Source organism: Streptomyces sp. NPDC048496, assembly GCF_043200055.1.
Lineage (GTDB): Bacteria > Actinomycetota > Actinomycetes > Streptomycetales > Streptomycetaceae > Streptomyces.
In genome coordinates, this window is the sequence record NZ_JBICXB010000057.1 from 11,986 (window position 1) to 30,340 (window position 18,355).

17 protein-coding genes and 3 pseudogenes are annotated in these 18,355 nt (G+C 71.5%); 11 read left to right on the top strand and 9 right to left on the bottom strand.

All coding sequences use genetic code 11. The features are described from left to right. Positions 1-390: 390 nt before the first annotated feature. Positions 391-889 (bottom strand): annotated as a pseudogene (locus ACGFSA_RS30865) (GNAT family N-acetyltransferase). A 12-nt stretch (positions 890-901) separates the two neighbouring features. Next, positions 902-1,027: a hypothetical protein gene (locus ACGFSA_RS30870; RefSeq protein ID WP_393309336.1), complete on the bottom strand. Its 126-nt coding sequence runs from the start codon at positions 1,025-1,027 to the stop codon at positions 902-904. A gap of 28 nt (positions 1,028-1,055) precedes the next feature. Between ACGFSA_RS30870 and ACGFSA_RS30875 the strand changes: the two genes are divergently transcribed. Together ACGFSA_RS30875 and ACGFSA_RS30880 are read left to right on the top strand one after the other, a co-directional pair. Beyond that, positions 1,056-1,490, top strand: coding sequence for a MarR family winged helix-turn-helix transcriptional regulator (locus tag ACGFSA_RS30875; RefSeq protein WP_393309337.1), 435 nt, complete (start codon positions 1,056-1,058; stop codon positions 1,488-1,490). Then, entirely contained in the window at positions 1,487-1,942 is a 456-nt protein-coding gene (locus tag ACGFSA_RS30880) for a hypothetical protein (RefSeq protein ID WP_393309338.1), read from the top strand. Before ACGFSA_RS30875 ends, ACGFSA_RS30880 begins: the two co-directional genes overlap by 4 nt. 24 nt (positions 1,943-1,966) lie before the next feature. On the opposite strand, the gene ACGFSA_RS30885 is transcribed toward ACGFSA_RS30880, so the two are convergent. Next, positions 1,967-2,986, bottom strand: a complete 1,020-nt coding sequence (locus tag ACGFSA_RS30885; protein WP_393309339.1) for an alcohol dehydrogenase — start codon at positions 2,984-2,986, stop codon at positions 1,967-1,969. A gap of 768 nt (positions 2,987-3,754) precedes the next feature. On the opposite strand from ACGFSA_RS30885, the gene ACGFSA_RS30890 reads away from it, so the two are divergent. The 3 genes from ACGFSA_RS30890 (at position 3,755) to ACGFSA_RS30900 (ending at position 6,073) form a co-directional block, all read left to right on the top strand. Next, positions 3,755-4,246, top strand: a complete 492-nt coding sequence (locus ACGFSA_RS30890) for a lamin tail domain-containing protein (RefSeq protein ID WP_393309340.1) — start codon at positions 3,755-3,757, stop codon at positions 4,244-4,246. 59 nt (positions 4,247-4,305) lie between these two features. Further along, positions 4,306-4,581, top strand: a complete 276-nt coding sequence (locus ACGFSA_RS30895) for a response regulator (protein WP_393309341.1) — start codon at positions 4,306-4,308, stop codon at positions 4,579-4,581. Positions 4,582-5,056: 475 nt separating this feature from the next. Next, complete coding sequence (locus tag ACGFSA_RS30900; protein ID WP_393309342.1) at positions 5,057-6,073, top strand: serine hydrolase; 1,017 nt, start codon at positions 5,057-5,059, stop codon at positions 6,071-6,073. Positions 6,074-6,470: 397 nt separating this feature from the next. Here ACGFSA_RS30900 and ACGFSA_RS30905 read toward each other — a convergent pair. The 5 genes and pseudogenes from ACGFSA_RS30905 to ACGFSA_RS30925 all read right to left on the bottom strand — a co-directional run. Then, positions 6,471-7,163 (bottom strand): annotated as a pseudogene (locus ACGFSA_RS30905) (HAD family hydrolase); the annotation flags it as partial. 121 nt (positions 7,164-7,284) lie between these two features. Continuing rightward, on the bottom strand, positions 7,285-8,367 hold the full coding sequence (locus ACGFSA_RS30910; RefSeq protein ID WP_393309343.1) for an ABC transporter ATP-binding protein: 1,083 nt from the start codon (positions 8,365-8,367) through the stop codon (positions 7,285-7,287). Between the two features lie 8 nt (positions 8,368-8,375). After that, positions 8,376-9,209 carry an ABC transporter permease gene (locus tag ACGFSA_RS30915; protein WP_393309344.1) on the bottom strand — a complete coding sequence of 278 codons (834 nt, stop codon included), beginning with the start codon at positions 9,207-9,209 and terminating at the stop codon, positions 8,376-8,378. Then, entirely contained in the window at positions 9,197-10,099 is a 903-nt protein-coding gene (locus ACGFSA_RS30920) for an ABC transporter permease (protein WP_393309345.1), read from the bottom strand. Before ACGFSA_RS30920 ends, ACGFSA_RS30915 begins: the two co-directional genes overlap by 13 nt. 8 nt (positions 10,100-10,107) lie before the next feature. Further along, positions 10,108-11,262 (bottom strand): ABC transporter substrate-binding protein, encoded by a 1,155-nt coding sequence (locus tag ACGFSA_RS30925; RefSeq protein ID WP_393309346.1) that lies wholly within the window; start codon positions 11,260-11,262, stop codon positions 10,108-10,110. A 248-nt stretch (positions 11,263-11,510) separates the two neighbouring features. Here ACGFSA_RS30925 and ACGFSA_RS30930 point away from each other — a divergent pair, with 248 nt between their 5' ends. From ACGFSA_RS30930 to ACGFSA_RS30945, 4 genes and pseudogenes are all read left to right on the top strand, one after another. Then, positions 11,511-12,275: a GntR family transcriptional regulator gene (locus tag ACGFSA_RS30930; protein WP_393309347.1), complete on the top strand. Its 765-nt coding sequence runs from the start codon at positions 11,511-11,513 to the stop codon at positions 12,273-12,275. 214 nt (positions 12,276-12,489) lie between these two features. After that, entirely contained in the window at positions 12,490-12,786 is a 297-nt protein-coding gene (locus ACGFSA_RS30935) for a phospholipase domain-containing protein (protein WP_393309348.1), read from the top strand. After that, positions 12,687-13,382 (top strand): annotated as a pseudogene (locus tag ACGFSA_RS30940) (IS200/IS605 family accessory protein TnpB-related protein); the annotation flags it as partial. The gene ACGFSA_RS30935 and the pseudogene ACGFSA_RS30940, both read left to right, overlap by 100 nt. A gap of 25 nt (positions 13,383-13,407) precedes the next feature. Further along, complete coding sequence (locus ACGFSA_RS30945; RefSeq protein ID WP_393309349.1) at positions 13,408-13,623, top strand: hypothetical protein; 216 nt, start codon at positions 13,408-13,410, stop codon at positions 13,621-13,623. Positions 13,624-13,725: 102 nt separating this feature from the next. On the opposite strand, the gene ACGFSA_RS30950 is transcribed toward ACGFSA_RS30945, so the two are convergent. Further along, entirely contained in the window at positions 13,726-14,682 is a 957-nt protein-coding gene (locus tag ACGFSA_RS30950; protein ID WP_393309350.1) for an SMP-30/gluconolactonase/LRE family protein, read from the bottom strand. 122 nt (positions 14,683-14,804) lie between these two features. Here ACGFSA_RS30950 and ACGFSA_RS30955 point away from each other — a divergent pair, with 122 nt between their 5' ends. Both ACGFSA_RS30955 and ACGFSA_RS30960 read left to right on the top strand, forming a co-directional pair. After that, entirely contained in the window at positions 14,805-15,791 is a 987-nt protein-coding gene (locus ACGFSA_RS30955) for a winged helix-turn-helix domain-containing protein (RefSeq protein ID WP_393309351.1), read from the top strand. Positions 15,792-15,936: 145 nt separating this feature from the next. Then, complete coding sequence (locus ACGFSA_RS30960) at positions 15,937-18,108, top strand: hypothetical protein (RefSeq protein WP_393309352.1); 2,172 nt, start codon at positions 15,937-15,939, stop codon at positions 18,106-18,108. Positions 18,109-18,355 lie beyond the last annotated feature (247 nt).

The window sequence follows — 18,355 nt, forward strand, 5'->3', positions numbered from 1 at the left end:
ATGCCCAGCACGCGGCGGGGCCGGCCTTGGCCCGCGAGCCAGCGGTCATTCCCGGATGGTGTCCCGCTATGTGGTGTAGCAGCGATCAAGCGCAAAGGCGCAGCTCACGACCGGGATCGGAGGCGTCTTTCAGCCTCCGCCCCCTGACAGGCTGTCAGCGTGTGCAGTCGGCGCGAGTGACCGCCGGCCCCCTCCCGAGGACCGCCGCCGAGGTCACTCCCGCGAAGATCGCTGCTACACCACGAGAGGGGACGCGACCGGCGAGAGCCTGGAGGCCTTCGCGAAGGCCCCGATGGTCAACAGCTCCATGGCCCGCCCTTCCTCGTACCGGGCACCTCGCCCGGCCCCACCGATGCTGGGGCTTCCCCCAAGGTGAAGGTCAACGGCCGCTCATTCGGCGTCGTTCCAGTCGATGCGGTAGTGCTTCAGCCGCTCGTCCTTTGCGACCAGCCGCATGCCGACGGCGGTCATGACGCGCTGCGAGGCGATGTTGTCGTGGTCCGTGTCCCCACCACACGGGTGATGCCGCGCTCACGCGCGAACAGAAGGAGCGCGCGGAGTGCCTCGGAGGCGTACCCCTTGCCCCGTACGGAGGGGATGAGGCCGTATCCGACGGTGACGCTGCCCAGTTCGTCCGGCGGCCCGTGGAAGCCCAGGCCGCCGATCGCGTATCCGTCCGCGCGGCGCCGTATCTCGTAGGCGCCGAACGGCTGAGGATCGCCCGCGGCCGCGCAGACACCGAGGAAGCGCCGGGCGCCGGCCGCATCGCCCGGGGCCGGATATCCGGGCGCCCAGCAGTCCGTGCCGGCGGCCGGCCCGCCAGCACCCGTTCCGCCTCGCCGACGCTCATCGGATGGAGTACGAGCCGCGCAGTCACAAGATCGTCCATCCGTCCGGGATATCAGCCGGGACGGCCGGGCGCACCCGGATTGTCCGAGAGCGAGGACAGGACCGACGAGATCAGGTCGTGGATCAGGAATTCCCCGGGGAGGCGGCCGGTCGTGGACGAGGCCTCGACTTGCAGCAATTTATACGAAATCGTATAGTCCGAAATCATGAAGTCCGAACCCGTGCCATGTGAATGGTCTGCCCTGCTGGCGCTCCAGCGGGCCACCCACGCCACCTTGCAAGTGCTCGCCGCAGAGCTCGTCGACCTGGACCTGACCCCCTCTGAGATCAATGCGCTGGCCAACCTCGCTGACGGCCGCGGGAGAACCGTGTCCGAACTGGGCGCGGCCGTGGGTACTCGCCCCACGACGCTGACCAGCGTGCTGGACCGATTGGAACGACGCGGCCACATCACCCGAGGCGCCCGCCCGGGCGACCGCCGGGCGGTGCTCATCGAGCTCACCTCTTCCGGGCACGTGGCCGCCACTACGATCCGACAGGCCGTCACCGGCCTGGAGCACCGCGCGCTCGGCAACCTGCCCGCCGACACTGTCGCCGCCCTGCGCACGGCCCTGCAAGCCCTGACGGAGGTGTCCTCATGACCCTGCACCAGCCCCGGACACAGGCCGACGACACACCCACCTTCGAAGCGATGATGGCCGAAGTGATGGCGAACGCCGAGCGGTTCGGCCACCGCGAACATGTCCACCTGACGTGGCTGGCCGTGCGGCAGTACGGCGTGCCCACGGCGGTCGGCCTGGTCAGCGACGGCATCCAGCGCACCGCCCGATACGCGGGTGCGCCCCAGAAATACCACGCGACCGTCAGCCGCGCCTGGGTGGAACTGGTCGGGCACCACGCGGACGAGCATGACGAAAGCGACTTCACCGCGTTCGCCGACCACCACCCCGCGCTGCTCGACAAACGACTGCTGACCTGCTTCTACCGCCCGGCAACGCTGGCCGGCCCGCAGGCGAAGAACGGCTGGGTCGAGCCCGACCTCGCCCCGTTCCCTTGGCAGGACACCGCCCAGCAGGACCCGCGGCGGCCGTAACGGAGCGAGCGCCGCAGGTGCTGGTCAGTTGCCGGTGGTGAGCACCATGCGGAAACGGGCCGCGCCGCTGAGCATCCGCTGGAAGGCTTCGTCGACTTCCTCCAGCGGCACCGTCTCCACCATCGGCTTCACCCCGGTCTGCGCGCTGAACGTCAGTGTGTCCTGGACGTCCTGGGCGGTGCCGGCCGGGTGGCCGTGGACGGAGCGGCTTCCCCCGATCAGCTGCAGCGGACTGATCTGCAGCGGCTCGGGGGTGACGCCGATGACGATCAGCTGCCCACGGTGACGCAGGCCGTCGACGGTGGCAGTCATCGCGTCGGAGTTGGCCGCCGTGGCGAGCACGACGCGGGCGCCCCCCAGCGCCTGGAGGGCTTCGGCGACGTTGACGGCGCTGCTGTCGATGTAGTGCCGGGCGCCGAGCTCCCGGGCCAGTGGCTCCTTCTCCTGGCCGCGGGCGATGGCGACGGTGTCGAAGCCGAACTGGTTGGCGTACTGGACTCCGAGGTGTCCCAGGCCGCCGACGCCGAGGATCGCCACGAGGTCACCGGGCCGGGCAGAGCTGTGCCGCAGAGCGTTGAAAGTGGTGACACCGGCGCAGCCGAGCGGCGCGGCCAGGGCGGCCGGCAATCCGTCAGGAATGCGCGAGAGCGCGGTATCGGGGGCCACCATGGCGTCGGCGAAGCCGCCGGGGTAGGCCCAGCCGGGAACCTGAAGGTTCTGGCAGTCGATGAAGTCGCCTTCACGGCAGGGCAGGCAGCGGCCGCAGTGACCACCGAACCAGCCGACCTCGACGCGGTCGCCGACCTGCCATCCGGTCACGCCTTCGCCGAGGGCGTCGATCCGCCCGGCGACCTCGTGGCCGGTGACCAGCGGGAACTTGACGCCGGGAAAGCCGGCGGAGACGAAGCCCGCATCGCTGTGACAGATGCCCGCCGCCTCGACGGTGATCCGGACGTGGCCGGGGCCGGGCTGCGGCAGTTCCCGCTCGACGATTTCGAACTTCCCGCCCGCGGCGCTGACCTGGGCGACACGCATCGTGTTCATGGAACTCTCCGTTGTAGAGCAAGGGGAAAGGGGGAGGCGTGAGACCGGTCGAATGCCGGTCGAAACCAAGGTTCGTACGGCTGTTCCAGGGAACGGAATTCCCGACGGACATAACCGGTCAAGAGATCACTGTTCAGGATATTCCGGATCTCTTGAAGGACCCGGAAAGCCGGGCGCACGAAGAACTCCCGGAAAAGAATGTCCGTGTCGTTCCGGGCTCTGTCCGGCCGATCCAGCGCGGAACCAGATCATGACGGCTGCGGCGGTGCCAGGGCATTGCCGAGATCGTCGACGCAACCCCGGCCAACTGCCGCCGTCCTCAACCCGGACAAGCTCACCCACGTACTGATCTGACCTGTCCAGCCCGTGGCTGTCGAGGAGGGCCGCACTCTGCGGGCGGGTGTTCGGCCACGCGATATGTGTCTGAATTGCACGGCATTGTGGCTGTTACCGATGGGTGCGCTGATGGGCGGGTGGCTTGCGGGGTGGTGCGGCGGGGTGCGTGGGGGGCTGGAACGGGCTGCTCCCCGGTTGTGGAGCGGGTGCGTGGATCCGGCAGTCGATGTCAGGGGCACGTCTGGGCGGGATGTGTGATCAATGCAATCGCGAGTTACGGAAATGTCCGCATTAAGTAACACGAACCGGAGTCGCTGCCGGTGGCGGGGGAGGTACTCCAGTCTTTGGGTTCTCGGCCTGAGGGGCCGGGAACCGCACCGCGCAGCATGGCCCTTGACCGGGTCCTGGGCGCCCTTGTTTGAGGGGACATCAATGTCTGCTTCTCGTACCGTCCGCCGCATCGCCGCTACCGCTCTGGCAGCCGGCTCCGTCGTCGCCGCGGCGGCGATGCCGGCTGCCGCCGACAGTGGCCACGGCCACGGCCACGGATACGGGCACGGCCGCCACCACTCGTACTCCAACGTTGTCCTCGGCAACATCCAGTACAACAGCCCCGGCCGTGACGACTGGTCGAACCGGTCCCTGAACCGGGAGTGGGTCGAGGTCACCAACACCGGCCGCCGCGCGGTCGACCTGGACGGATGGACGCTCTCGGACCGCGACGGCAACCGCTACCGCTTCGACGACCTGCGCCTGCCCGGCTATGCCACGGTCCGCGTCCACACCGGGCGCGGCTATGACACCCGTCGGGACGTCTACCAGGGCAGCCGGGACTACATCTGGAGCAACTACGCCGACAAGGCCACCCTGCGCGACGACGACGGCCGCACCGTGGACACCCAGTCCTGGGGCTACCGCCGCTGACCGGCCCCTGCCCCGCGACTGACCGAGGGCGCACCTTCTGACCCCGGCGTGCCGCCCTTTTGGTCCGGCGTGCCACCACCCGCACAGGGCGGTGGCACGCCGCTCTCGTATTCCGCCTGATCCTGACCGCCGGCGGCATCAACGTGGCCGGCGAGGCCGCGGACGGAGCCGGGGCCGTCGAAGCGGTGCGCCGCCTGCGGCCCGATGTCGTACTCACGGACATCCGCCCGCCGGACACCGACGGCCCGGAAGCCGCCCGCCACGTCCTCGCGCAAGCTGACCCCGCGCGACCGGCCCAGGCCGTCGTCCCCGCCTACGGGACGGGACTCGTGTGACCCGGCGAGTCCGCGCAGCCCGCCGGACCGGACCGCCGGCGCTCGCCGGCCACCTCGCCGCGCACGGCCTGGTCCTGGAAAGCCTCGTCCGCTCCTGCAGGGCATCGGCGACCCCACCGGCCCGGGGGCTTCTTCCGCGGCCGTTCTGTCACCCCGTCCGTCGTGGGGGAGGAGCCCGGCCGGCGCCGCCCCTGCGGCCGGCAGCCGCAGCGCGGGACCGGCGGCATCACGGGACGCGCCCGCCGGCGAAGCCGCGGCCACCGACTGGCCGGCCGCGCTCATCGACTCGACGGCAGCGCGCCTTTCATGGTCGCCATGAGCGGCTGGACCCGCACGGAAAGTTCATCAATGACCTCATTGAGCGCTACTTCCACAGAGTCCATTTATGGGCGATGTGTGCGGAATCACGAACCGGGTCACGCAGCTGTTACGTGGGCCATAGCTATTTCACGGATGGTCTTCTTATCCTCGCGCCATGTCTCGCCGTTTGTTCGCTCCGCTGGTCGTCACGTTCGCCCGGCGCCACCCTTCGCGCTACGCCCTGGCCACACTCGCGCTCGTCATGACCGGCTGGGCGGCGACGGGCGGCTTCGCCGACGCGGCCGAGGCCGACAGGGCGCGGACCGTCCCGCGGTCGGGCCCGGCGGCGGGGGCGGTGCCCGGCATCGCCCGGCCGGCCGCGGTCCTCGCGCCGCCGCCCGCGTCCGCCGCGGTGGCGCACTCGCCGTCGGTGTCCGTGGCGGCCCTGCGGACCGCCGGGACCGGTGTGGCTCCTGACCAGGCGCTGTCCCGGCGGCTCGTGCCGGTCGTGGCGGCCACCCCCGCCTCGCTCTCGGTGGCGGTGCTCGATCCGGCCGACGGGCGCGCGGCACGGTACGGCGTGCGGGCGGGGACGACGTACGACACGGCGAGCATTGTGAAGGTCGACATCCTGGCGGCCCTGCTGCTCCAGGCCCAGGACCAGCACCGCGGGCTCACGGCGCAGGAGAAGGCGTCCGCCGCGTCGATGATCCGGATCAGTGACAACGCGTCCGCCGACGCGCTGTGGCGCGTGATCGGTGAGGCGCCGGGCCTGAACGCCGCCAACCGCAGGCTCGGCCTGACCGGCACGACCGGCGGCGGCGACGGGCACTGGGGGCTCACCCAGACCACCGCGTCCGATCAGCTCGCCCTGCTGAGCGCCGTCTTCGGTACCGACTCCCCACTGGACCAGGCGTCCCGGGCCTACGTGCGCGGCCTCATGGGCGGCATAGCGGCAGGCCAGGACTGGGGCGTTTCGGCGGCCGGCCCCGTCACCGGCCTGAAGAACGGCTGGCTGCAGCGGACCGCGACGGGCCGCTGGGACGTCAACAGCATCGGTCTGGTCCGGGTGGACGGACACGACCGCCTGGTGGCGGTGCTGTCGCGGGGCAGCGTCAGCATGGCGGACGGTGTCCAGCTGGTGGAGAAGGCGGCCAAGGCGGCCGTCCAGGCCCTGGACGGGACGCCCTGACCCCGCAACCGCCACCAGGGCGGCGGGCCAAGCCGTGCGCGCGCCCGCTGCCGCCCACCACCGGCAGCGACAGCCCACAGCAGTGGACGGATCGCTGGGACACACCTTCAACGGTCCGGCGGGCTGCTCGAGTCCACCGGCTGCCCGGCTGCCCGGCTGCCCGACTGCCCGACTGTGTGCCCCGGGCCGCGTCGCAGCGGTGTGATCTGCCGGCCGCGCACGCCACTTGCTCCGGGGAAGGGCAGCAGCGAAGGCCGGGTCACGCTCCCGGCCGAGGGTGCGGTGGCGGAGCATGGCGGCGCCTTGCGGGAGGGGCAGTGGCGGGCCCGTCCGGGACACGTGTCCCCTGAGCCGGCGCCGGCTCGCCGAGCGCACGCGGCCCCGGCACCCCGGCGCGCACCAGCGCACTCAGCAGCCCCGGGGACGCCTCCTCCAGGCTCCCGAGAACCGTGCGCCGGGCCGCCGGTTCGATCGGGGCGACGGACGGGACCACGAGGACGTGGCAGCCCGCCGCCTCCGCCGAAGCGACGCCCGTGGGAGTGTCCTCCACGGCCACACAGGCGGACGGGGCCACACCCAGGACCTGGCAGGCGGCGAGGTACGGGTCGGGGTCGGGTTTCGTGCGCAGCGTGTCGTCGGCGGTGACCGTGGTGGTGAACCGGCCCGCGCCCAGCGACTCCAGGGCCTTCACGACGGTGTCGGCGACGTGCCGCGGCGAGGCCGTGACAAGGGCGGTGGGAACGCCCTCGCCGCGCAGCGCCACGAGCAGTTCGACCGCGCCGGGGCGCGGCACGACGTCGGCACGCACCCGGGCCGCGAACCTCCGGTGGAGCTCGGCGGCGACCGCGCCGACCGGTGCGCCGGCGGCCCGGCCCAGCATCTTCGCCGTGTGCTCCACGGGGCGGCCCAGCACATCGGGCTGGTCGGCTTCGGTGAGCGCGTACCCCAGCTGGGCGGCCACCTCGTCGACGGCCGCCCACCACAGCTGCTCGGTGTCCACGAGGGTGCCGTCCATGTCGAAGAGCACGGCCTTCAGCAGGGGTGGCTGGACGGGGGTGGTGCGGGGGCGCGTCACGGAGGTCTCTTTCAGCGGGTCGGCGTGGTACGGGTGCTGGCGTACCGCAGGGCTGCAGGGCGGTACGACCGCAGGACTGCAGGGCGGTACGACCGCAGACGTCCTGCGGGCATGGGTATGCGGCGGGCGCCGGGGCTCAGCCGCGGCGCGCCGCGACCAGCACCGGCCGGTCCGGGAGGGTGACGGTCACGGCGGCGCCCGGGGCGAGCGCCGCTGCCTCGTGCGTCTGCAGGTCGGCCTTGATCTCGGTGCCGTCGGCGAGGCGGACGGTGACGCGGGTGGCGGCGCCGAGGAAGGCGGTGGCGACGACCTGGCCGTTGCCGGTGTCGTTCGCGGTGAGCCGGACGGCCTCGGGCCGTACGAGGACGTCCACGTCGTTGCTCTCGCCCGGCCGGCCGTCCACCGGCAGCCGTCGTCCCAGGACTGTCACCGTGGTGCGCTCGGCGTCGAGGACGCCTGGGATCCGGCTCATGGTGCCGACGAACTCGGCGACGAACGCGGTGGCGGGCCGCGCGTACAGCTCGGCGGGGGCCGCGCACTGCTCCAGCCGCCCCGCGCGCATCACGGCGACCCGGTCGGCCATCGAGAGCGCCTCTTCCTGATCATGTGTCACGAAGAGTGTGGTGATGGCGAGTTCCTGCTGCAGGCGGCGGATCTCCTCGCGGAGCGTCAGCCGTACCTTGGCGTCGAGCGCGGACAGCGGTTCGTCGAGCAGCAGGACCCGTGGGCGCAGCGCGAGCGCGCGGGCGAGCGCGACGCGCTGCTGCTGCCCGCCGGAGAGCTGGTGCGGGAAGCGTGTCCCCAGGTCCCCGAGGCCGACCAGCTCCAGCAGCTCGGCGGCGCGCTCGCGCCTCTCGGCCGTTCGAACCTTGCGCATGCGCATCCCGAACGCGACGTTGTCGAGCGCGCTGAGGTGCGGGAAGAGGCTGTACGACTGGAAGACCATCCCGGCGTCGCGGCGGTGGGCCGGCACCCCGGTCACGTCCTCGCCGTCGACGAGGACCTCGCCGGAGTCCGGGTGTTCGAACCCGGCGAGCATCCGCAGTGCGGTGGTCTTGCCGCAGCCGGACGGGCCGAGCAGGGCGAGGAGTTCACCGGGCCGCGCGGTCAGGTCGAGACCGTCGAGGGCGACGGTCGCGCCGAACCTGCGGCGCATACCGCGGAATTCGACGGTTGCGGCGCCGGTCGCGGCAGCCTTCTCCTGCGTGGTGATCGTCATGGTGGGGGTCATCCCTGGGAGGCGGTACGGGAGGGGGTGCGGCGGCCGCCGAGGGTGGCGACGGCCAGCAGGAGTGCCCAGGTCATGAACAGGCTGAGCACGGACACGGCGACGGACATTTGGGCCTGCGAGCCGCCGATGCTGTAGATCCAGACGGCGAACGGCTGGAAGCCGAGGAGCTGGGCGACCGTGAACTCGCCCAGCACGAGCGCCAGCGTGAGGAACGCCGCATTCAGCAGCGCGCCGCGCAGATTCGGCAGCACCGCGCGGACGAGGGCCTGCGGCCAGCCGGCGCCGCAGCTGCGCGCGGCCTCGACGAGCGTACGCACGTCGACCGCGCGCAGCCCCGCGTCAAGGGCACGGTGGACGAACGGCAGAGCCATCACGACGTAGGCAAGGACGAGCACGACCGGGAAGTCAGGGTTCTGGAGCGCGACGAACGTCTGGAAGAGCGGCGTCGCCGCGAGGTACTCGGGACCCCACTTGAGGACCGTTCCGATCCCGGCGACGAACGCGATCGGCGGGACGATCAGCGGCAGCGAGCAGACGACCTCGACGACGGGCCGCAGCCGGGGTGCGCCGAGCCGCAGCGCGACCATGGCGGGCACCATCAGCAGCAGAACGACCGCGATCGTGGCGGCGGCCAGTTCGAGGGAGAGCACCAGGCTGGGCAGGAAGCCGTCGGTGCCCAGGATCTGCGCATACGCGTCGACGTTCAGGCCCTGACCCGGCACGTCGACCGTGAAGATGACGGAGGCTGCCAGCGGCACCAGGAAGTACAGCGCGGCGACGGCGAGTACCGCGGCCCGCCAGGGGCGGAAGGCGGTGTTCAGGCGAGCCATCGCGCGCTCCGTCGTTGCAGGGGCAGGTACACGGCCATCACCAGGCCCGCGACGAGGACCATGTCGAGGCTGAGGGCCAGCGCCACGTTCTCCTGGCCGACCAGGACGTTGCCGGAGATGGCGTCGGCGATCTGCAGCGTGACCAGCGGGACCGAGCTGCCGACCATCGCGGCGGCGGTGGCGTAGGCGGCGAACGCGCTGCCGAACAGCAGCACCAGGCCGCCGAGCAGCGACGGCGCGAGCACCGGCAGCGCGACGTGCCGCCAGTACTGGGCATGCGTGGCGCCGTTGTTCTGTGCGGCCTCGCGCCACTGGGAGCGCAACCCGTCAAGAGCGGGCGTGATGGTGAGAACCATCAGCGGGATCAGGAAATAGAGGTACGTCAGGGTCAGACCCCAGAAGCTGTACAGGGTCCAGCCCGTGTCGGCGAGGCCCAGGCGGCCTGTGAGGACGCCGGAGTTGCCGAGCGTCGCGACGAAGGCGAAGGCGAGCGGGACACCGCCGAAGTTCGCGAGCACCCCGGAGGCGGTGAGTACGGCCTCGCGCAGTGCGCGGAAGCGGGAGACCACCACGGCCTGGGCGAGCAGCAGCCCCAGGAGCGTACCGATGGCCGCCGAGACGGCGGACAGCTTGACGCTGCCCAGGAGCGCCGTCAGATAGGCACCGTGCAGCGACGCGGTCAGATTGGCGGTGGTGTAGGACGTGGCGCCGGTGACCGGGTCCTTGACGGTGAAGGCCCCGTTCAGCATGGCCAGGGCCGGGATCCCGAAGACGATCGCCACGAAGACGAGCAACGGAACGACGGCGAGCCACCCGGCGCGCCGGCGCCGCCGACCGCAGGGTGCGCCGGGCGCGGCGCCGACGCGGGCAGGCGCAGAAGTGACAGTCATGCCGCAGGTCATCCCGAGACGGCCTTGCCCCAGCCCTGGGCGATGATGCCCTTGGCCTTGTTCTGCTGGGCCTCGGTCGGGAACGCGACCGTGCCGGAGACCTCGGGCAGCTTGGCGGCGGCGTCCTTGTCGAGCGTCCCGGCCTTCTCCATGGCGGGCATCAGCGCCGGGCGGGCGTAGCCCCCCAGCCAGAGGTTCTGGCCCTCGGCGCTGTACAGGTACTCCTGCCACAGGCGGGCGGCGGCAGGGTGCGGCGCGTCCTTGGTGATGGCCTGCGAGTAGTACTGCGCGTACCGGCCGTCGGACGGGACGGAGACCTTCCAGTCGACCCCCTTGCCCTTGAACTCGTCGGCGTAGCCGGCGTTGAGGTAGTCCCAGTCGATGCTGATGGGCGTCTCGCCCTTCTCGATGGTTGCCGGGGTCGACTCGACCGGCGTGTAGTTGCCGTTGTTCTTCAGCTGGGCGAAGAAGTCCAGTCCCGGCTGGATCTCGTCGAGGGAACCGCCGTTCGCCAGGGCCGCCGCCCAGACGCCGCCGAACGCGGAGCCGGACTTGGTCGGGTTGCCGTTGAGCGCGACCTTGCCCTTGTACTCGGCCCCCAGGAGATCCTTGAAGGTGGTGGGGCAGTGCTTGACACGCTTGGCGTCGCAGCCGATGGAGACGTAGCCGCCGTAGTCGTTGTACCAGCGCGCCTGCGGGTCCTTCTGCGCGGCCGGTATGCCGTCGTACGAGGCGACCTTGTACGGGGCGAACAGTCCCTGCTGGGCCCCGCTCAGCGCGAACGAGCTGCCCAGGTCCAGCACGTCGGGGGCACGGTCCTGGCCCTTGCGCGAGGTGACCGCGTTGATCTCGTCCTGGCTGCTGCCGTCGGGGTTCTCGACCTCGACCTTGATGCCGTACTTCTTGGCGAAGCCGTCAATCAGCGCGCCGTAGTTGGCCCAGTCGCGGGGCAGAGCCATGGCGTGCAGCGTGCCCTCCTTCTTCGCCGCGGCGACGAGGCTGTCCATGCCGCCGAAGTCCGTCGCGGACGTTGCCGTGGCGGCCGTCCTGCCGTCGGGAGTGGCAGCGGACTGGCTGGTGGCTGCGCCACAGGCGCTGAGGCCGAGTGCGGCGACGGCGAGGCCGCCGGTGAGGACGGCGATCCTGGGCAGGGACACGGTCACGATCTCTCCTGGGGTGGCGCCCCCGGACGGTGAATCCCGCAGGGGCTCGACAGAGAACTTGTTTGAAGAACTTGTTCGAACAAGTTGGCCTCAGTAGGCACGTCCTCGATGTCGCCTCGGTGAACAAGGGGGCAACTCCGGCCCCCATTCTTCTGGACACTTTCCGGATGCTTTCCGGGAGAACGGTCCCCTCCCCGTCTCGTCTACGCTGGTTCACCTGCACACCGCGCACAGCACGAGAGGGGACCATGACAGCCCGACACGAGGAGATCGCCGAGGAGTTGCGCCGGGCGATCGATCGCGAGGAGTACGCGGTGGGCAGCCGGCTGCTCCCGGAAACGGAACTCGCCGCCCGCTACGGCGTCTCGCGCGGCACCGTCCGCCAGGCCGTCGCCGCCCTGACGTCGGAGGGGCTGATCGGGTCCCGGCAGGGCGCGCGGCGCGTCGTGCTCGCCAGCCGCCGCAACCAGAGCTTCGCCGAGCTGCGCAGCTTCGCCCAGTGGGCGCGCGCGATGGGCCGTACGGCGACCGGCCGGGTGGTGTCCTCGCAGTACCGCCCCGCGACCGCCCAGGACTCGGTACGCCTCCAGACGCCGGTCGGCGTGCCGCTGCTCCACGTCCTGAGGCTGCGTGGCCTGGACGGGGAACCGGTGCTGCTGGAACGGACGGTGTACGCGGACTGGATCGCCCCGGCTGTCGAGCGCATCGAGGCGGACTGTCCGTCGGTGACGCAACGGCTGTTCGCGGACACGGGACTGGTCTTCGCGTACGGCGAGCATCTGATCGACGCGGTCGCGGCGGGCGCGCAGGACGCCGAACTGCTGGGCGCGCGCCGGACGAGTCCGCTGCTGCGGGTGCGCCGGGTCACGACCACCCGCGAGGGCCGCCCGGTCGAGTGGTCCGACGACCGGTACCGCTCCGGCGCGGTGAGCTTCAGCGTCCACAACTCGATCGGCAACAACCCGCTGGCCCGCCAGACGGGCCCGGACGCGGCGCCGGTGGGTCCGGCGTAGGCAGACGGTGGCCGCCGGGCCGCAGCCGCAACCGATCCCGGCCTGCGGGCCCGGGCGTGGCCGTGACGTCCCGCCTGCCCTGCGACGCCCGACCCGCGCACGCGCAGCCGGATTCGCGCGCCCGGCCCCCTGGAGGAGAAACCGGCGAGCGCAACCGGCAACCAGCCCGTCCGCCGGCACCCGGACCGGCTCGCCGCCACCCTGACCCGCTGCCGTGACGGACGCCTCCGGTCCGTGGACGTACACCGCCGGTTCAGGGCACTCGCTCTCCGGCGTCCGGAACGTCCCCGCGGACGCCCACGGCGCCTACGACTTCACCGTGCACGGCCCCAACGGCTTCCTGCGCCGGCTCGCCGGCCGGGCCGGCGCCGCAGGCCCCGAGGTCAGCGCCCGCCACGACGGCAACGGTGGCACGGCAACCCCATCGGTGACCCGCACCGCTTCCCCTACGACCTGTCCGGAACCGCCGGTCACCGCGACGCACAGATCCGCCACGCCCTCACTGGGTTGATCAACTGGGCGAGGCGTGTCGGGATCACGGCGATCGGCATCGAAGACCTCGACTTCACCGCCGAGAAGACCCGCGAGAAGCACGGCCGCCGGAAGCGGTTCCGGCAGCTCATCTCCGGCATGCCCACCGGAAAGATCAAGGCCCGGCTGGTGTCGATGGCCGCCGAACACGGCCTGAGCATTGTCGCGGTGGATCCGGCCTACACCTCCCAGTGGGGTGCCCAGCACTGGCAGAAGCCGCTGGCCACCCCGCACCGGAAGATGTCCCGTCACGATGCCGCGGGCATCGCGATCGGACGACGCGCCCTCGGGCACCCGATCCGGGATGGGGTATCCCCTGCTCGAACGGAGTTGAGAGCTTGGGGAAGGACGGCACCGCCCCCACGCGACCGGAGTGATCGTGCGGGGCATCGGACCGTCCAGGCCGGACCGGCCGCCCGCGGGCGCGAGGGAACCCGCCCGCCCACAACGGACCGGCCCCCCGGAGGGCCAGCGCCGAGCGGGAAGCGAAAGCGGGAACCCAGCGCATCCAACACCGTTCGGGATGCGCCCAGTACGCAACAGTGGGTACAGGACTCACTCACGCACACTGGTTAGGAACGGTGTTCAGTTCCACCCCGAAGTGCTGGCCGACGACATACGCACCTGGGGTACGCAGGACGTCGGCTCGCTGCACGCCCTGGGCCTTGAACCGAGCGGGATCGTTGCCGAGGTGGGGCGCGAGGAGAAGCGGCTGCGCACGCTCTGGGGGGCTTTCGCCGAGCAGTGGGGCCGCATGGTCGCCGACGGTCCGGGCCCGTCCGCCCGACAGCGCATTCCGGCGGAGCGGCGGCCATGAGAGCCCGATGACGGTCGGACCGGTCGGGCTGCGGGCGTGATCAGTCCGACCGGTCCTCCCCGCCGGGCATCGGGTCGATACGGGCCGTGCGGCGGGCACCCGTCAGCGGCGCGGGCAGGTCGGGTCGTCGATCGCGCTGACCGTGTAGGGGGGCGAGCCCGGAGGGTCATCCAGCTGGCTGTTGACGACGTACAGTCGGCAGCCGTGCCGGGCGAGCGTGGTGGGCAGGTCGAACGGCTCGCCGGTGATCCGTGCGGTCACCGTCCCCGTGCGCAGCTCCTCGTCCAGCTCGGCGATGTACACGCCGTGCGGGGCACCGTAGTTGAGCACGGCGTACAGCGTCCGGCCCGACAGCAGCATCCCGTCCGCCCCGAACGACTCATCATCCAGGTGCAGTTGCTCGATCACGCGCGTCGCGGTGTCCACCCGCCAGACCGCCTCGGTTCCGTTGGACGACACCAGCAGAGTCTTGCCCGAGCGGTCCGCCACAATGCCGTTGAGCAGCCAGTACTGCGCCGGGAACTGCGGGAACGCGGACCGGATGTCCAGCCACGGTTCGAGCCGCCCCGGGCGGCCGTTTTGGAGAGGGGCCCGCAGGACCACAGGATTGGCCCAGTCCGTGACGTAGACGGCGTCCTTCGTGATCACCAGGTCGTTGAGATGCGGCGGGCCGAGCGGACCGGGCTCGGCCGTACGTTCGGCCAGCAGCCTCCCGTTGCGGTCGTGGACGGTCAGGACAGCGCCGCCCACCGAGAACACCCACCCGTGCCTGTCGGTGTGCACGCCGAGGGAACTAGGGCGGCTTTCGATTCCCTCGGCACGGAACACATCCAGGCGAGAGTCACGGACATGGCCGCGGTACAGCGCGCCGGTGCCGTCGGAGGACACGTACACGGTGCCGTCCTGGTCGACGGCGATCCCCTCCGGCAGGACGCCGGGGGCGTCGGAGACGACGTAGGTGCGAGGCAGCGGGCGGGCGACGGCCCGCTCGGGCGTAGCGCCGAAGACGGCGGCCAGAACGGCGGCGAAGAGACAGAGCAATCGTGAGGCGGCGCGCATCGTGGGGACCTCCAGGAGTTCGTGGACCGGCGTGCCTCACGGGAGCCTGGCCGATACGCGATCCGGCCGCATCGCCTTTCGGCTCTCGCGGAAAGGCATGGCCGGACCGATAATCAGGCGGCGTGATCCGCTTACACTTCTCCGACGCCGACCTGCGCCGGGTCACGGTGGCCCAGGCTCCCGACGCCCTGCTGGAAACGGCGCTCAGCGTGCGCCGTCTGCGGGGCGGAACGCCCACCGGGGGCCCCACGCGCCCCGCCCTTACCCAGTGGCACAAAGCGATGCAGGACACCCGCCCCCGGCCCGGTGTCCTGCTCGACCTGGTTCCCCGCAACGGTTTTCTGCCGGACTTCCTTCAACAGCCGACGGCCCGGGACTTCGCCACCGCACTCGACCTCGTCACCGCCGTCCCCGCCGAACAGCTGGCCCTGGATCTGGGTCTGGCGGACACGCCTGGGCACAACGGTTTCCTGGAGCAGCCGAGCCGATGGGCGCGAGAGCTCGCGAACGGCTCACCGGCGGCGCGGCGGGCCCTGCAGCGCGACCTCCAGGGGTACTTCACCTCGGCGGTCGCCCCGCTGTGGCCGCGGGTGAGAGCCGACGCCATGGCCGACCGGGCGGTGCGCGCCGAGACGCTGCTACGCGGCGGGGTCGACGCCCTGCTCACCACGCTCAGCCCCACATGGAGCTGGCAGGCGCCCGTACTGACTCTCCCGTCGACGTCCCGGCACGACATCGCGCTGTGCGGCCGCGGACTGCTGCTCGTACCGTCCTGGTTCGCAGTGGGCGCCATGGTGATGTACCGGCCGGAGAAGCCGACGGTCCTGGTCCATCCGATGCTTCTCGCCGAGGAGCCGGCCTTCTCGTGCGACGTGCTGGGACCACTGCTGGGCCGGACAAGGGCAGCCGTGCTCGCCGTTCTGCGCATCCCGGCCACCACGACCGAGCTCGCCGGACGTGCCGGGATCTCCTTGGCAACGGCCAGCCAGCACGCCACCGTCCTGCGGAACGCCGGACTGGTGGACACCGCCCGGACGGGCCTGTCCGTCCTGCACAGCCTGACCCCGCTCGGACGGGCCCTACTGGCGGGTGAGGAACCGTCGTTCTGAGACCCGCCCCGGCTCAGAGGCGGTGACAGAAACAGGCGTCGCCCGTCGGCCCCGCTTCCTGCGAAGCGCTCAGCCCGCCGACTGGTGCACGCCGTGCTCGAAAACCCGAATGCGTCGGCCCGCGCGGTTCTGGGACCCTGCCCGAATGCCCCAGCGTCTCGAACCCACAGTCATCCGGCACACGTATCGCATCCCCGCCCCCGCCGGGCCCGCTGGGCAGGGAGGCGCCGCAGCGCGGCAGTTCGACGCCGCGCTGATGTCCGTGGGCTTCAAGCTCTCGGCGAACCTGCTGGAGCATCTGTCGGGCCTGGCCGAGGAGACGGTCGTCGACACCGCCGTGCGCACACTGGACACCGTCCGCGAGATGGCCGGCGACCACGTCCAGCACAACGTCTACTTCGTCGACTTCCCCGCCAACGTGCCGGACACGTTCGACTTCTGGATGCGGTGCATCGCCGAGGCGCTCGCCGACGACGCGTCGCGCGAGAGCACGCTCGCCCAGCTGCGCACCGGCGTGGTCGACCTGCTGACGCTCCCGTCGTACGGCAACTACCAGCACACGTACGCCGAGATGCTCGCCGCGCACGACGAGCTGATCGCCGCCTGGGGCGACCGCATGACGGTCCTGCACCTGGGCGGCGCCCTGGACGACGAGGTCACCGCCCTGTATCTGGCCCTGGCGGGCAGCACCACCCCGCTGGGCGAGGAAGGCCTGCGCGACCTCGGCGCGCTCGCCGGGCACTGCGTCGACGGCCCCCAGCCCGAGGCGATCCCGGTCCGGGAGAACCGCGCCCTCGTCAACCTCGCCCGCCTCGACGCCGGCGCGGACCTCCTTCTGGACACCGTCACCGACGTGCTCCGCCTGGCCTGCGCGCTGTCGGACGGCGACGTGACCCTCGTGGAACCGACCCGGTTCCGGTCGCTGCCGCGACCGGTCCGCCGTGCCCTGCTCGCCGGCCTCGACGCGGTCGTCGCCGCGGCCCCCGCCAAGCTTGCCGACGTCACCGCGCACCGCGAGGCGTTCAAGCGCCTCGGTGAGCGCCTCCACCCGCACGAGTACCCGCGCTGGCCGCACGCCGCCGACGTGTTCGCCGTCGCCCGGGGCGAGAAGGAGGCCCGCTCCTTCGACAGCCGCATCGAGGAGCTGCTCGGCGCGAACGACGTCACCGGCGCGGCACGGCTGCTGACGGCCGCCCCGGGCAAGCTGTTCCGCTCCCTGGACCGTCTGATGCGCGCGTGTCGCACCCAGGACGAGCGCGACGCCGTCGTGGCCGCCGCAGAGCAGGTCGTCCCGCAGGCTTCCGGCCAGGTCCTGCTGTCGGTCCGTGAGCACTTCCACAACCGGACCGAGGAGACGGGCGAGCTCCGCGTCTTCGTCAACCGCCTCGGCCGCGCCTGGGTCACCACCGACACCCGCCCACCCGTGCCGGCGCCCGAGCGCAAACGCCTGATCACAGCCCTGGACGCCGAGACGCGACGCCGCCTCCCGGAGCCGGGGCACCTGCTGATCGACCCCGACGTCCTCGACGTCGCGCTCCCGCTCAGCGGCAAGGCCACGGCCGCCGGGCTCGGCGTGCTGCCCCGCGGCTCCCTCTCCCCGGTCGACGGGGAACTGCTCCGGTTCTTCGTCCACTGGAAACAGACCAGCCGCACCACCGACTTCGACCTGTCCGCGCTGCTCCTGAATGCCTCGTACGGGACCGTCGGCTGGCTGTCGTACACCGCGCTCACGCAGGTCGAGGGCGAGCACTCCGGGGATATCACCGACGCGCCCGACGGCGCCTCGGAGTTCATCAACCTGCGCCTGGGGGCTGTGCGCGGCACCTTCATCGTCCCGCAGGTCAACATCTTCTCGGGAGAGGGCTTCGAGGAGGTCGAGGAGTCGTTCTTCGGCTTCATGCTGCGCGACGCCGAACAGCAGGGCCGTCCCTTCGAGGCGCGCACCGTACGCATGAAGTCGGAGCTGCGCGGCCCGGGCAGGGTGGCGCTGCCGCTGGCGTTCCTGCGCGGGCGCGACGGCCGCTGGCGCGCGAAATGGCTGCACCTCTACCTCAAGGGCAACCCGGCTTCCAACCGGGTCGAGGGAAACCGGGTGTCGGTCGCGACGCTGCTGCGCGGCATCGTCGAGCGCGACTACCTCACGGTCCGGTACCTCACCGACCTGATGGGCGGCCGCGCCACGGCCACCACGCTGTGGGACGGCGAGACGGTCCCGGACGGCCCGGTCACGTACATCGGCCTGGAACGCCCGGAGGGACTGCACCCGGATTCTGTGATCATCACCCCGGAAAATCTGCGCGACCTGATCCCCGGCTGACTGCTACCGTTGATCCCAGCGAGGCCATGAACGGACTTCCTTCTCATTCCTCTCCTGAAACTAGTCCCTTCGCTTTCCTCGCCCTCGATGTCACGCCGGGGTGCCGTACGGCACCCCGGCGTTGTCGTCCCCCGGTCTTCGCGAGGCCGCTGCCTGAGAGCCTGTCGGGTGGCCGGTTGATTACGCTGCGATGAGGTCCTCGATGGTCTTGGTTCGGGCGGTCTTGCGGTGGGATTCATGGCTCCAC